We start from the raw sequence: 13,955 nt of genomic DNA, 5'->3' as shown, positions 1-13,955 counted from the left end.
CCGGAGCATTCCATGGCCCTCATTCCCGCCACCATCCTCACCGGCTTCCTCGGCTCCGGCAAGACGACCCTCCTGAAGCGCATCCTGAGCGAGGCGCATGGCCAGAAGATCGCGGTCATCGAAAACGAATTCGGCGAGGAGAACATCGACACCGACATCCTCGTCACCGAATCGAAGGAGCAGATCGTCCAGATGAGTAACGGTTGCATCTGTTGCACGATTCGCGAAGACCTGCGCGAGGCGCTGCAGCTGCTGGCCGCCAAGAAGCGCAAGGGCCTGCTCGACTTCGACCGCGTCGTGATCGAGACCACCGGCCTGGCCGATCCGGGCCCCGTGGCCCAGACCTTCTTCATGGACGACGAAATCGCAGAGAGCTACCTGCTGGACTCGATCCTGACGCTGGTGGACGCCAAGCACGCGCCGCAGCAGCTCAACGACCGCCAGGAGGCCCGCCGCCAGGTCGGGTTTGCCGACCAGATCTTCATCAGCAAGAGCGACCTGGTCGCCGCCGACGAAACCGAGGCGCTGATCCACCGCCTGAAGCACATGAATCCGCGTGCGCCGCAGCAGAAGGTGCACTTCGGCGAGGTGCCTCTGAAGGACGTGTTCGACCTGCGCGGCTTCAACCTCAACGCCAAGCTGGACATCGACCCGGACTTCCTCAAGGAGGAAGACGAGCACGACCATGACCACGTGCACGGCGAGAACTGCGACCACCCGTCGCACGCGCACGAGGGGCATGGCCACCACCATCACCATGACGACGATGTGAAGAGCTTCGTCTACCGTTCCGACCGTGCCTTCGACCCGGCGCGCCTGGAGGATTTCCTCGGTGCGATCGTCAATATCTACGGTCCGCGCATGCTGCGCTACAAGGGCGTCCTCCACATGCAGGGCACCGAGCGCAAGGTGATTTTCCAGGGCGTCCACCAGCTCATGGGCAGCGACCTCGGCCCCGCCTGGGGCCCCGACGAAAAGCGCAACAGCCGCATGGTATTCATCGGCATCGACCTGCCGCGCGAGATCCTGGAACAGGGCCTCGACCAGTGTCTCGTCTGATTCCCCGGGCGACTTGACTTCTCTATACAATCGCGCGCCTGTTGCGGAGGCATGCTCCGTTTCGCTTTAACGACGAAGTGTGGCTTCCGCATGGGACGGAGTGCGTTTCCGGGCTGAATTCGGGGGTATAACCCCGGGGTTCGCCATTGGCGAGCACCCTGACAACATGGACTCCGCGAGGCCGCAAGGCGCCGTGGGTTCCATGGGGAAGACACCCATTGAATGTGCGTTCGAGTTCGTCGAAGGAGCCAGTCACTGTGAAGAAACCTGCCGCAAAAGCCCAGCCCGCGCCGAAACCGGCCGTCAAGAAGACGTCGGTTGCCAGGCAGGCTGTGCCCGCGGCGAAGAAGGTTTCCGCTGCAAAGTCCGTTCAGCCCGCTGCACCATCGAAGGCGCCTGCCACGAGCAAGGCCAAGGTGGAGCCTGCGAGTGTCCTGTCATCCAAACCGGCCGGCCCCCATGCCGAGCCACCTGCACCATCGACTCCCATGAAAAAAACGGCTGCCGCCTCTTCCTCCGCCACGGCGACACCTCCCGCAACCGCCACGACGACCACGCCGGCTCCCGCTCGCGGCGGACGCGTGTCGCGGCTGTCGCAGTTGACCGTGCCCTCCATGCCGCAATCGGTGGCTTCCACCGCGGCCAAATCGAGCTTCGTGCAGATCACCTCGAACGCCCTGGTGCCTCCGCCGCCCGTCGCGGTCAAGAAAGACCCGAAGCTCGCCAACAACTGGAAGGCCAAATCGGCCGAAGAGCTCACCGACGCCGAAGTCATCGCGATGCCGGACTCGGAGTACATGAACGACAAGCAGATGGCGTTCTTCCGCCTGAAGCTGCAGGAACTCAAGCGCGGCATCCTCGAGAACGCCGGCGAGACCACCGAGCACCTGCGTGAAGACACCGTTGTCGTGCCCGACCCGGCCGATCGCGCCACCATCGAGGAAGAGCATGCGCTCGAACTGCGCACGCGCGACCGCGAACGCAAGCTACTGAAGAAGATCGAGCAGTCGATCCAGCGCATCGACGCGGGCGATTACGGCTACTGCGACGAAACCGGCGAACCCATCGGCGTCGGCCGCCTGCTGGCCCGCCCGACGGCCACGCTGTCGCTGGAGGCCCAGCAGCGGCGCGAGCTCAAGCAGAAGATGTTCGGAGATTGATTCCGACATCGCCAAGGGCCGAAGGGAGACACTGAGCATGGCCAAGGAAGAACCCGGGCGCTTGCTGTCGAAGGTGGCGAAGTTCGTGCGCAATCCGCTCAAGGATTGGTCCGAGCTCGACGCCGACGAATCCTCGACGCTCGAAAACGGCTACAGCCGTGAAATGCTCAAGGAGATGATCGAGCGGCGGCAGCGCAACGACTTCGTCCGGCGCCGCGAGTTCGACATGCTGCGCAAGCTGCGGCAGCGCGAAGCGGCCGGCGGGCGCGATCCCGCCGCAACGCCGTCCTCCTTCAATGTCAGCAGCACCTCCGGCAAGACCGAAGGGCGAGCGCTCACGCTCAAGAAGATCGACGAGATCGAAGAGCAGATGTCGCAGCAATGGTGGAAGGCCCGAGGCCCCCGCGACGAGTCGACCGCCGAGGGCGCGCCGGCCGAAGGCGGGCAGATGGCCGCGCAGCATGCGCGCGCCTATGCCGATACCGTGCCAGGCGTGCCGCAGCCGGGGGCGCAGGCTCAGTTGCCGGCCCATGACGGCTGTGTCGAGGAAGCCTCCATCCGCTTCGCCCACGGCGACGACGCCGGCGCCGAGGCCATCCTGCTCCAGGCGCTCGCGCCGGACAGCCCGACCAACGACAACGACGACACATGGCGCACGTTGCTCGACCTTTACCGCGCCATGGGCGACGCTGAAAAGTTCGTCGCCGCCAGCACCCGTTATGCGCAGCGCATGAAGCGGACCGCGCCCGAGTGGATTTCCTTCCGCGCACTCGCCAACACCGTCCGTACATCGGCCGCGGCGAACGTCGCGCCCGTCGCGGCGCCCGGTACAGGCGACGCCGACTGGTCCAGCGGCCCACGACTGACCCGCGAGGGCCTGATCGGCCTCACCCGCGCACTCGGTGCCGCCGGACCTTCGTGGAGACTCGACTGGAGCGCCCTCCAGGCCATCGAAGGCGATGCCGCGGGCCCCTTGCGCGCCCTCTTCACGCACTGGGCGGATTCGACCGTCCAGCTCCGTTTCGCGGCGCCGGACCAGTTGTTGCTCGTGCTGGCCGAAGCCACACCGGCCAATGACCGCACCGTCGATCCCGTCTGGTGGCAGTTGCACATGGCCGCGTTGCGCGTGATGCACCGAGCCGACGAGTTCGAGCTCCTGGCACTCAACTACTGCATCACCTACGAAGTCTCCCCCCCGCCATGGGAAGACCCCAAGGGCGACTACGCCGTGCTCGATACGCCCAAGGTCACCAAGCCGGCGGTGCCGAGTTTCTCGCTCGCGTCCAGCCACGGCGACGACCCCGAACCCGAGCCCGTCGCTGGTGTCGGCCAGGCCGCGCTCGCGGGTGAACTGGTGGGCGAATCCGTCTCGACCTGGCAGCGCCTCGACGAGGAACTGGCCGACGCATCCGCGCCGATCATCTCCTGCTCCGCCCTGGTCCGCATCGATTTCGCGGCCGCAGGAACCCTCCTCAACTGGGTCACCGGCCACCACGCCCGCGGCCACGGCGTCCAATTCGTCGACGCCCACCGCCTGATCGCCGCCTTCTTCAACGTCATCGGCATCGCCGACCACGCGACCGTCAAAACACTGGAATAGGCTCGCCCCCAGGCTCGCGCACTTCGTGTCGCTCTCCACCCCCTACCGGGGGCGCTGCCTTGCGGCCCGGCAAAGCCGGTTCCGCGGCAGCCCCCGCGCTCGGCGCGCTGCGCGCCGCCGCTCAATGGCTAGGCGTCCCCATTCCAGAAATACCGCGGAACCGGCTTCGCCGGGCCGCTGGTATTGCCCCCGGCAGGGGGTGGAGAGCGACACGAAGTGCGCGAGCCTGGGGGCGAGATAATGCTTTATGGAACAATTTCACGGAACCACCATCGTCAGCGTGCGCCGCAAAACCGCTGCTGGCGCTGATCAAGTGGCCATCGGCGGTGACGGGCAGGTCACGCTGGGCAATATCGTCATCAAGGGCAGTGCGCGCAAGGTGCGTCGCCTCTATCACGGCAAGGTGCTCGCAGGTTTTGCCGGCGCGACAGCCGATGCGTTCACGCTGTTCGAGCGCTTCGAGGCCAAGCTCGAGAAGCACCAGGGCCATCTGGCGCGCGCCGCCATCGAACTCACCAAGGACTGGCGCACCGACCGCGTCCTGCGTCGCCTCGAAGCCATGCTGGCCGTGGCCGACGCAACCACTTCACTGATCATCACCGGCAACGGCGACGTGCTGGAGCCCGAGAACGGCATCATCGCCATCGGCTCCGGCGGCGCGTACGCGCAGGCCGCCGCCAAGGCGCTGATCGACCACACGGAGATGCCCGCCGACCAGATCGTCAAGAAGGCGCTGGAAATCGCAGGCGAGCTCTGCATCTACACCAACATGCACCACACGGTTGAAACCCTGTGAGATGGATCGAGTGACCCCATGTCCATGACTCCCCAGGAAATCGTCTCGGAACTTGACCGCCACATCGTCGGCCAGCCGGACGCCAAGCGCGCCGTGGCCATTGCGCTGCGCAACCGCTGGCGTCGCCAGCAGGTCGAGGAAAAGCTGCGTTCCGAGATCACGCCCAAGAACATCCTCATGATCGGCCCCACCGGCGTGGGCAAGACCGAGATCGCGCGCCGGCTGGCGCGCCTCGCGGACGCACCTTTCATCAAGGTCGAGGCCACCAAGTTCACCGAGGTGGGCTATGTCGGCAAGGATGTCGATTCGATCGTCCGGGACCTGGCCGAGATCGCCGTCAAGCAAACCCGCGAAACCGAAAGCGCCAAGGTCCGCATGCGGGCCGAGGACGGCGCCGAGGAACGCATCCTCGACGTGCTGCTGCCGCCCGCCCGCACCGCGGACGGAACGGCCGCCGACAGCAGCAACGCGACGCGCCAGGCCTTCCGCAAGAAACTGCGCCAGCATGAACTCGACGACAAGGAAATCGAGATCGACCTCGCCGATACCCGCACGCCGCTCGAAATCATGGGTCCGGCCGGCATGGAGGAAATGACCGAGCAACTCCGCGGCATGTTCGGCCAGCTTGGGCAGGGCAAGCGCAAGACGCGCAAGCTCAAGATCGGCGAGGCGATGCGCCTCCTGGTCGACGAGGAAGCCGCCAAGCTGGTGAACGAGGACGAGATCCGCGCCCAGGCGATCCACAACGCCGAGCAGAACGGCATCGTCTTCATCGACGAGATCGACAAGGTCGCCACGCGCAGCGAGGCGCAGGGCGCCGACGTGTCGCGGCAGGGCGTGCAGCGGGATTTGCTGCCGCTGGTCGAAGGCACCGCCGTGAGCACGAAGTACGGCGTCGTCCGCACGGATCACATCCTTTTCATCGCGAGCGGCGCATTCCACCTGAGCAAGCCGAGCGACCTGATTCCCGAGCTCCAGGGTCGGTTTCCGATCCGGGTCGAACTGCAATCGCTGTCTGTGGCGGATTTCGAGAGCATTCTCACGCAGACCCAGGCATCGCTGGTCAAGCAGTACCAGGCCTTGCTGGCCACGGAGGGCGTCACGCTCGAATTCACGCCCGAGGGCATCACGCGTCTCGCGAGCATCGCCTTCGATGTCAACGAGCGCACCGAGAACATCGGCGCGCGCCGGCTGTCGACCGTCATGGAGCGCCTTCTCGACGAAGTGAGCTTCGGTGCGACCCAGCTGGGCGGGCAGGCCGTGCGCATCGATGCGGCCTATGTCGATTCGCGCCTGGCGGCACTAAGTCACGACGAAGATCTTTCCCGATTCATCCTCTGAAAATTCCGTTCGGCTCAATTGGTTCACGCAACACATTCATTGCGTGAGCTAAGTGCTTCATTTGCAACGGGATTCGGTATTTGGCCAGTTGCAAAAACACCGCTAAGTCGTTGATTCCATTACAAAAAATTCCCCCAGCGCAGCGTTGCGCGGTAGGCGTTTCCTGCTACAGTGCAAAAAAGTGCAGTTAAGTGGGAAAAAGTGTCGAGCGGTGCCTGATTCGGGTGCGCGACGCCTCCCACCACCGGGGTCTCGTGGTCGTGTTTCAAGGCGCTTCATCGCTCAGTCTGGATGCAAAGGGTCGGCTTTCCGTGCCGACCCGGCATCGTGACGTCCTGAGCGCGACCGCGTCCGGCCAGCTCACGATCACGAAGCACCCCCACGGCTGCCTGATGGTGTTCCCGCGCCCCGAGTGGGAAAAGTTTCGCGACCGCATCGCGGCGCTCCCGATGTCGGCGCAGTGGTGGAAGCGCGTCTTCCTCGGCAACGCGATGGACGTCGAGATGGACGGCACCGGCCGCGTGCTCGTATCCCCCGAACTGCGCACCGCCGCCGGCATCAGCCGCGACGCGTTGCTGCTCGGCATGGGCAACCACTTCGAGCTCTGGGACAAGGCCACCTACGACGCCAAGGAAGCCGAAGCCACCCAGGGCCAGATGCCTGACGTATTCCAGGACTTCTCGTTCTGAGGCCCGACGTGGAGCAGTCATGGACCCATACGACCGTCTTGTTGAACGAAGCGGTGGACGCCCTCTTTCCGGAAGGATCGGACGTCACCGGCACCTATGTGGACGCGACCTTCGGGCGCGGCGGGCACAGCCGCGCGATCCTCGAAAGGCTGGGCCCGTCGGGGCGGCTGATTGCGTTCGACAAGGACGCGGAAGCGGTGGCCGAAGCAGCGCGCATCGAGGATGCGCGTTTTTCCATCCGTCACCAGGGGTTCAGGGACCTGGGCGAGTTACCACCGGCGAGTGTGTCAGGTCTGTTGATGGACCTCGGTGTCAGCTCTCCCCAGATCGACAACCCCGCACGGGGTTTTTCTTTTCGTTTCGATGGCCCGCTCGACATGCGCATGGATACCACGCGCGGCGAGAGCGTGGCCGAGTGGCTGGCGACAGCCGAAACACAGCAGATTGCGGAGGTGATTCGTGACTATGGCGAGGAACGGTTTGCTGTTCAGATTGCAAAGGCGATTGTTGCTCGCCGACAAGAACGGAGCCCAGTTTCAACCACCACCGAGCTGGCCGAGCTCGTGGCTGGCACGGTCAAAACCCGCGAGCCGGGCCAGAACCCTGCAACGCGCACATTTCAGGCTCTTCGGATTTTCATCAACGCCGAGCTTGAAGAGCTGCAACAGGCGCTAGAAGCGAGTCTTGCCGTGTTGCAACCCCAAGGCCGGCTCGCGGTGATCAGCTTCCATTCGCTGGAAGATCGCATCGTGAAGCAGTTCATCGCCACGCATTCGCGCGAGGTCTACGACCGCCGCGCGCCTTTTGCCGTGCCGAAGGCGATGAAGCTGCGGGCCCTGGCGCGCATCAAGCCATCGCAGGCTGAGGTGGACGGCAACCCGCGCGCACGCAGCGCGATCCTTCGCGTCGCCGAACGCACGGCCGAGGCAGCATGAAACTCGCCCCCAGTCTTCGCGCACTTCGTGTCGCTTCGCCAACCCCCTGCCGGGGGCAATACCTGCGGCCCGGCGAAGCCGGTTCCGCGGTATTCCTCGCAACCGATGCATGGCGGAAGTACTGAAATGGCACGCCTCAACCTGCTCCTGCTGATCGCCGTGCTCGGCTCGGCGATCTACCTCGTGCACACGCAGTACATGTCGCGGCAGCTCTATACCGAGTTCCACCGTGTCGAGCTGGAGGCCCGTCGCCTCGAACTGGACCAGGACCGTCTGCAGGTGGAGAAGCGCGCACAGGCCACGCCTCTGCGCGTCGAGAAGCTCGCCAAGGAGCAGCTCAAGATGCGCACGACTTCACCCGCCATCACGCAGTACGTGCGGCAGGACGGCACCGTGATTCCGGCGGTCGCCGCGCCTGCGCCAACCGCGCCGGGCGCGCGCACGGCAGGTTCGACCCGGGGGGCTCACTGATGACCCGTCGCAGCCGCAGCGTCCAGTACACGACCAGCCCATTGCTCGCCAGCAAGACCCCGGTCTGGCGCAGCAAGTTCATCGTCGCCGGCATTGCGCTGGGCTTCGGGGTGCTGGCTGCCCGCGCGGCCTACGTGCAGGTGATCGGCAACGATTTCTTCCAGCGCCAGGGCGAGGTGCGTTTCACCCGCACGCTGGAACTGCCGGCCAATCGCGGGCGCATCCTCGACCGCAACGGGCTGCTGCTGGCGTCGAGCGTGGTCGCGCCGAGCATCTGGGCGATCCCCGAGGACATCGAGCGCGACGATCCCGAGGTCAAGGGCAAGCTCCGGCAGGTCGCGAAGCTGCTCGAGATGCCCCAGAAGGACTTCGACAAGAAGCTGGAGGACGAGGACAAGACCTTCGTCTGGATCAAGCGCCAGGTCGACGAGCCCATCGCCAAGCAGATCGCCGCGCTCAACATCAAGGGCATCTACCAGCGCAAGGAGTACAAGCGCCAGTACCCCGAGGGCGAGGCCGCCGCGCACGTGGTGGGCTTCACCAACGTCGAGGACAACGGCCAGGAAGGCATCGAGCTCGCCTTCAACAAGGACCTCGCCGGCAAGGCGGGTTCGCGCCGCGTGATCAAGGACCGCCTCGGCCGCGTGGTCGAGGGCGTGGGCGAGCAGGTGCCGCCGGTCGACGGCAAGGACATCCAGCTCAGCGTCGACAGCAAGGTGCAGTTCTTCGCCTACCAGAAGCTGCGCGACGCGGTGACGATGCACAAGGCCAAGGCCGGCAGCGTGGTCGTGCTCGACGCCATCACGGGCGAGATCCTCGCGCTGGCCAACTACCCGAGCTACGTGCCCGACAAGCGCCAGAACCTCACGGGCGAGCAGCTGCGCAACCGCGCGATGACCGACGTCTTCGAGCCCGGCTCGACGATGAAGCCGATCACCGTCGGCATTGCGCTCGAAGCCGGCCGGGTCAAGCCGCAGACCGTGATCGACACGTCGCCGGGCCGCTACAGCCTTGGCGGCTTCACCATCAGCGACACGCACAACTACGGTTCGCTGACTGTGGAAGGCGTGATCCAGAAGTCGAGCAACATCGGCGCGCTGAAGATCTCGCAGAAGATGACGCCGCACGAGATGTGGGACACCTACACGGCGCTGGGCTATGGGCAGAAGCCGCAGATCCAGTTTCCGGGCGCGGTCACGGGCCGCCTGCGTCCCTGGAAGTCGTGGAAGCCGGTCGAGCAGGCGACCATGGCCTACGGCTACGGCCTTTCCGCGTCGCTGTTCCAGATGGCGCACTCGTACACGGCCTTCGCGCACGACGGTGACGTCATCGCGGCGACCATCCTCAAGAGCAACGAGCCCGCAGTCGGCGTGAAAGTCTTCTCCGCGCAGAACGCGCTGGCCGTGCGCAAGATGCTGCAGATGGCCGCCGGTCCGGGCGGCACCGGCCCTCTCGCGCAGACCATCGGCTACTCGGTCGGCGGCAAGTCCGGCACGGCCCACAAGCAGGTCGGCCGCGGCTATGCCAGCAAGCAATACCGCTCGTGGTTCACGGGCATGGCGCCGATCGAGAAGCCGCGCATCATCGTCGCGGTCATGATCGACGAGCCGAGCAACGGCCAGTACTTCGGCGGCATCGTGGCCGCGCCCGTCTTCAGCGAAGTCGTGCAGCAGACGCTGCGCATGATGAACGTGCCGCCGGATCTCGCGGTCAAACCCCTGGTCGTGACCAAGGGTGTGGAAGAGAGCTTCTGATGACGACGACGCTTCGCAGCCCCGACGAAGCCGCGCGCTGGCTCAAGGCGCGCGTGCGCGGGGTGCTGCATGCCGACAGCCGTGCCGTGGGCGCGGGCGATGGCTTCGTCGCCTGGCCCGGCGCCGCGACGGACGGCCGCCGCTACGTGCCGGCCGCGCTGGCGCAAGGAGCGGTGGCCTGCCTGGTCGAGGAAGAGGGCAGCGCCGCGTTCGGATTCGAAGGCGAGGCGACCGCCACCTACGCCGGCCTGAAGGCCGCGACCGGGCCGATCGCCGCTGCCTATTACGACGCGCCCTCGACGCAGCTGGACGTGCTGGCCGTCACCGGCACCAACGGCAAGACCTCCACCGCGTGGTGGCTCGCGCAGGCGCTGTCGTCAGAGGCGGCGCAGTCGGTCGATTCGCCTTGCGCCGTCGTGGGCACGCTGGGCGTGGGCGTTCCGCCCGAGCTCACCTATACCGGCCTCACCACGCCGGACCCGGTGCTGCTGCAACGCGAACTGCGCGGCTTCGCCGACCGCGGCTTCCGCGCCTGCGCGATCGAGGCATCGTCGATCGGCATCGCGGAACGCCGGCTCGACGGTACGCACATCGCCGTCGCGGTGTTCACGAACTTCACCCAGGACCACCTCGATTACCACGGCAGCATGGATGCCTACTGGCAAGCCAAGGCCGAGTTGTTCCGCTGGCCGGGCCTGCGCGCGGCGGTCGTCAACATCGACGACGTGCACGGCGCGTCGCTCGTGGGCAATCTGGTCGAAACCGGCGTTGGCGCGCTCGACATCTGGACGGTGTCGGCCGACGGCAGCCCGGCGCGCCTCCGTGCCGAGGACATCGGCTATGACGCGCAAGGCCTCCATTTCTCCGTGGTGGAGCAGGGCGCGACGACGCAGCACCTGTCGACGCAACTGATCGGCCAATACAACGTCGCGAACCTGCTGGGCGTGCTCGGCACTCTGCGCGCGCTCGGCCTTTCGCTCGAACAGGCGGTGCAGGCCTGCACGGGCCTCGACAGCGTTCCGGGCCGCATGGAGCGCCTGAGCGTGCCCGGCCATCCCCTGGCGGTCGTCGACTACGCGCACACGCCGGACGCACTCGACAAGGCGCTGGCCGGCCTGCGACCGCTGGCGCAGCAACGCGGCGGCGCGCTCTGGTGCGTGTTCGGCTGCGGCGGCGACCGCGACAACGCGAAGCGCCCGATGATGGGCGCGGTGGCGGAGACGCAGGCCGATCGCCTGGTCGTGACCAGCGACAACCCGCGCAGCGAGAAGCCCACGGCCATCATCAGCCAGATCCTGCTAGGCCTGGCACGGCCCGAGGCCGCTCAAGTCGAGCCCGACCGATCGAAAGCGATCGCCGACACGCTGGCCCAGGCGCGGCCCGAAGACGTCGTGCTGATCGCGGGACGCGGCCACGAGGCATGGCAGGAGATCGCCGGAGAACGCATCGCGTTCTCCGACCGCGCGCACGCCATCGATGCACTCACACGGAGGAGCGACGCATGATCGACGCACTCGCACCCGTGCCCATGATGACGCTCGGCCAGGCGCACGCCTGGATCCCCGGATCGCGTTTGGTCGGCGATGCCGCCACGCCGATCCTTCGCGTGCATACCGACACGCGCACCCTCGCGGCCAGCGATCTCTTCGTCGCGCTGAAGGGCGAGCGTTTCGATGCCAACGACTTCCTTGCCGACGCGCGTTCTCGCGGCGCAGTCGCGGCCATTGCCCATCACGGACTTGAAGCCGCGGGCCTCGCGGGACTCGAAGTGCCGGATACGCTGGCCGCCCTCGGCGCACTGGCCTCCGGTTGGCGATCGCAATTCGACCTGCCGCTGATCGCCGTCACCGGCAGCAACGGCAAGACCACCGTGACGCAGATGATCGCCGCGATCCTGCGCACCGCCTGCGGCGAAGGTGCACTGGCGACCGCCGGCAATTTCAACAACGAGATCGGCGTGCCGCTGACGCTGCTGCGCCTGCGTGCACGTCATCAGCGCTCGGTGGTCGAACTGGGCATGAACCATCCGGGCGAGATTGCGCGGCTGGCCGCCATCGCCAAGCCCACGATCGCGCTGGTCAACAACGCGCAGCGCGAGCACCAGGAATTCATGGCCACGGTCGAAGCCGTCGCCCGCGAGAACGCATCGGTCTTCGCGGTGCTGTCGGCCGACGGAACCGCCGTGTTCCCCTACGGCGACGCGTTCACGCCGCTGTGGAACGAGATCGCGCACGAAGGCGCGATCCGTCGCTGCCTGACCTTCGGCGAGCACGCGGATGCGGACATCGCGCTGGTGTCCGCCGACTGGCAGCACGGCGCGTGGCATTTCGAGGCGCGCACGCCGCTGGGCGAATTGCGCAGCACGCTGCGCATCGCCGGCCGCCACAACGTGATCAACGCGCTGGCGGCGATCGCCTGCTCGCTCGCCAGCGGTGTCTCGCTCGACAAGATCGCCGAAGGGCTCGCTGCGTTCGAGCCGGTGAAGGGCCGTTCGAAGGCCAGCGAACTGACGTTCGCCGGCGAGCGCGCGATCACGCTGGTCGACGACACCTACAACGCGAACCCCGATTCCGTGCGCGCCGCGATCGACGTGCTCGCCAGCCTGCCCGGCCCGCGCGTGCTCGTGCTCGGCGACATGGGCGAGGTCGGCGACCAGGGCCCGCAGTTCCATGCCGAAGTCGGCGCCTGGGCGCGCGAGCGCGGCATCGAGACGGTCTTCGCGCTCGGCAAGGAATCCGTTCACAGCATCGCCGCCTTCACAGGCGCCGCCGGCGTCGACGCCCGGCACTTCGACGACATCGACGCGCTCCATGCGGCCGTGCTGGCGCAGCTGCCGCGCGCCGCCAGCGTGCTGGTCAAGGGATCGCGCTTCATGCAGATGGAGCGCGTGGTCCAGGCCATTGCCGCTGCCTCGCAACAACAAGAGAAGGGGGGCGGCAAATGACGTATGTGCCGTACCCAGTTACATCATGCTGATGACCCTGGCCCAATGGCTGCAGACGGTCTCGCCGGAGTTTGGTTTCCTGCGTGTCTTTCAATACCTCACCTTCCGCGCGCTGATGGCGTCGCTGACCGCGCTGCTGCTCGGCCTGGCCGCGGGGCCCTACGTGATCCGTCGCCTCACGGCGCTCAAGATCGGCCAGCAGGTGCGCAGTTACGGCATGGAGACGCACCTCACCAAGAGCGGCACGCCGACCATGGGCGGCGTGCTGGTGCTGTTCTCCATCGCCTTCTCGACCCTGCTGTGGTTCGACCTGTCGAACCGCTTCGTGTGGATTGTGCTCTGGGTCACGCTGGGATTCGGCGCGATCGGCTGGGTCGATGACTGGCGCAAGGTGGTGCGCAAGGATCCGGAAGGGATGCGCTCGCGCGAGAAGTACCTCTGGCAGTCGGTGGTCGGGCTGGTGGCGGGCTTCTACCTGCTCTTCAGCATTTCGGAGAGCTCCAACTGGCGCGTGCTCGAACTGTTCTTCACCTGGGTGCGCTCGGGCTTCGACCTGGACTTCCCGCCGAAGATCAACCTGCTGGTGCCCTTCTTCAAGGAAGTGAGCTACCCGCTCGGCGGCATCGGCTTCGTGATCCTGACCTACCTGGTGATCGTCGGCGCGAGCAATGCGGTGAACCTCACCGACGGTCTCGATGGCCTGGCGATCATGCCGGTCGTGATGGTCGGCTCCGCGCTGGGCGTGTTCGCGTACGTCACGGGCAGCGCGGTGTATTCGCGCTACCTTCTCTTCCCGCACATCCCGGGTTCGGGGGAACTGCTGGTGTTCTGCTCCGCCATGGCCGGCGCGGGCCTCGCTTTCCTGTGGTTCAACACCCATCCGGCGCAGGTCTTCATGGGCGACGTGGGCGCGCTCGCGCTCGGCGGCGCGCTCGGCACCATCGCCGTCATCGTGCGGCAGGAGATCGTGTTCTTCGTGATGGGCGGCATCTTCGTGGTCGAGGCGATCTCGGTGATGGCGCAGGTCACGTACTTCAAGTACACCAAGAAGCGCTTCGGCGAAGGTCGGCGCGTGCTCAAGATGGCACCGCTGCACCATCACTTCGAGAAGAGCGGCTGGCGCGAGACGCAGGTCGTCGTGCGCTTCTGGATCATCACGATGCTGCTGTGCCTCGTGGGCCTTTCCACCTTGAAGCTGCGTTAAAA

At 66.3% G+C, this 13,955-nt stretch carries 12 protein-coding genes; all 12 read left to right on the top strand.

Annotated features, from left to right (window positions below):
- Positions 1-12: 12 nt before the first annotated feature.
- The 12 genes from ACSFBL_RS24915 (at position 13) to mraY (ending at position 13,953) form a co-directional block, all read left to right on the top strand.
- Complete coding sequence (locus tag ACSFBL_RS24915; RefSeq protein WP_435518491.1) at positions 13-1,059, top strand: CobW family GTP-binding protein; 1,047 nt, start codon at positions 13-15, stop codon at positions 1,057-1,059.
- Positions 1,060-1,391: 332 nt separating this feature from the next.
- Complete coding sequence (gene dksA / locus ACSFBL_RS24910; RefSeq protein WP_435518518.1) at positions 1,392-2,219, top strand: RNA polymerase-binding protein DksA; 828 nt, start codon at positions 1,392-1,394, stop codon at positions 2,217-2,219.
- A 37-nt stretch (positions 2,220-2,256) separates the two neighbouring features.
- Entirely contained in the window at positions 2,257-3,819 is a 1,563-nt protein-coding gene (locus ACSFBL_RS24905; protein ID WP_435518490.1) for an STAS domain-containing protein, read from the top strand.
- 247 nt (positions 3,820-4,066) lie between these two features.
- Positions 4,067-4,615 carry an ATP-dependent protease subunit HslV gene (gene hslV, locus ACSFBL_RS24900; protein WP_435518489.1) on the top strand — a complete coding sequence of 183 codons (549 nt, stop codon included), beginning with the start codon at positions 4,067-4,069 and terminating at the stop codon, positions 4,613-4,615.
- A gap of 18 nt (positions 4,616-4,633) precedes the next feature.
- Positions 4,634-5,956, top strand: a complete 1,323-nt coding sequence (gene hslU / locus ACSFBL_RS24895; RefSeq protein WP_435518488.1) for an ATP-dependent protease ATPase subunit HslU — start codon at positions 4,634-4,636, stop codon at positions 5,954-5,956.
- Between the two features lie 260 nt (positions 5,957-6,216).
- Positions 6,217-6,645, top strand: coding sequence for a division/cell wall cluster transcriptional repressor MraZ (mraZ, locus tag ACSFBL_RS24890; protein WP_435518517.1), 429 nt, complete (start codon positions 6,217-6,219; stop codon positions 6,643-6,645).
- A gap of 8 nt (positions 6,646-6,653) precedes the next feature.
- On the top strand, positions 6,654-7,580 hold the full coding sequence (gene rsmH, locus ACSFBL_RS24885) for a 16S rRNA (cytosine(1402)-N(4))-methyltransferase RsmH (protein WP_435518487.1): 927 nt from the start codon (positions 6,654-6,656) through the stop codon (positions 7,578-7,580).
- Between the two features lie 126 nt (positions 7,581-7,706).
- Positions 7,707-8,051 carry a cell division protein FtsL gene (gene ftsL, locus ACSFBL_RS24880; RefSeq protein WP_435518486.1) on the top strand — a complete coding sequence of 115 codons (345 nt, stop codon included), beginning with the start codon at positions 7,707-7,709 and terminating at the stop codon, positions 8,049-8,051.
- Entirely contained in the window at positions 8,051-9,805 is a 1,755-nt protein-coding gene (locus tag ACSFBL_RS24875; RefSeq protein ID WP_435518485.1) for a peptidoglycan D,D-transpeptidase FtsI family protein, read from the top strand. The genes ftsL and ACSFBL_RS24875 overlap by 1 nt, the downstream gene beginning before the upstream one ends.
- Positions 9,805-11,310, top strand: a complete 1,506-nt coding sequence (locus tag ACSFBL_RS24870) for a UDP-N-acetylmuramoyl-L-alanyl-D-glutamate--2,6-diaminopimelate ligase (RefSeq protein WP_435518484.1) — start codon at positions 9,805-9,807, stop codon at positions 11,308-11,310. Before ACSFBL_RS24875 ends, ACSFBL_RS24870 begins: the two co-directional genes overlap by 1 nt.
- Entirely contained in the window at positions 11,307-12,749 is a 1,443-nt protein-coding gene (locus tag ACSFBL_RS24865; RefSeq protein WP_435518483.1) for a UDP-N-acetylmuramoyl-tripeptide--D-alanyl-D-alanine ligase, read from the top strand. The genes ACSFBL_RS24870 and ACSFBL_RS24865 overlap by 4 nt, the downstream gene beginning before the upstream one ends.
- Positions 12,750-12,774: 25 nt before the next feature.
- The gene (mraY, locus tag ACSFBL_RS24860; RefSeq protein WP_435518482.1) at positions 12,775-13,953 is read left to right on the top strand and encodes a phospho-N-acetylmuramoyl-pentapeptide-transferase; all 1,179 of its coding nucleotides are present in this window, start codon (positions 12,775-12,777) and stop codon (positions 13,951-13,953) included.
- Positions 13,954-13,955: the final 2 nt, after the last annotated feature.

The organism is Variovorax glacialis, from assembly GCF_051216375.1.
Taxonomy (GTDB): domain Bacteria; phylum Pseudomonadota; class Gammaproteobacteria; order Burkholderiales; family Burkholderiaceae_C; genus Variovorax.
The sequence above is the reverse complement of the archived record's forward strand: the minus strand, read 5'-3'. Positions and strand labels throughout refer to the sequence as shown.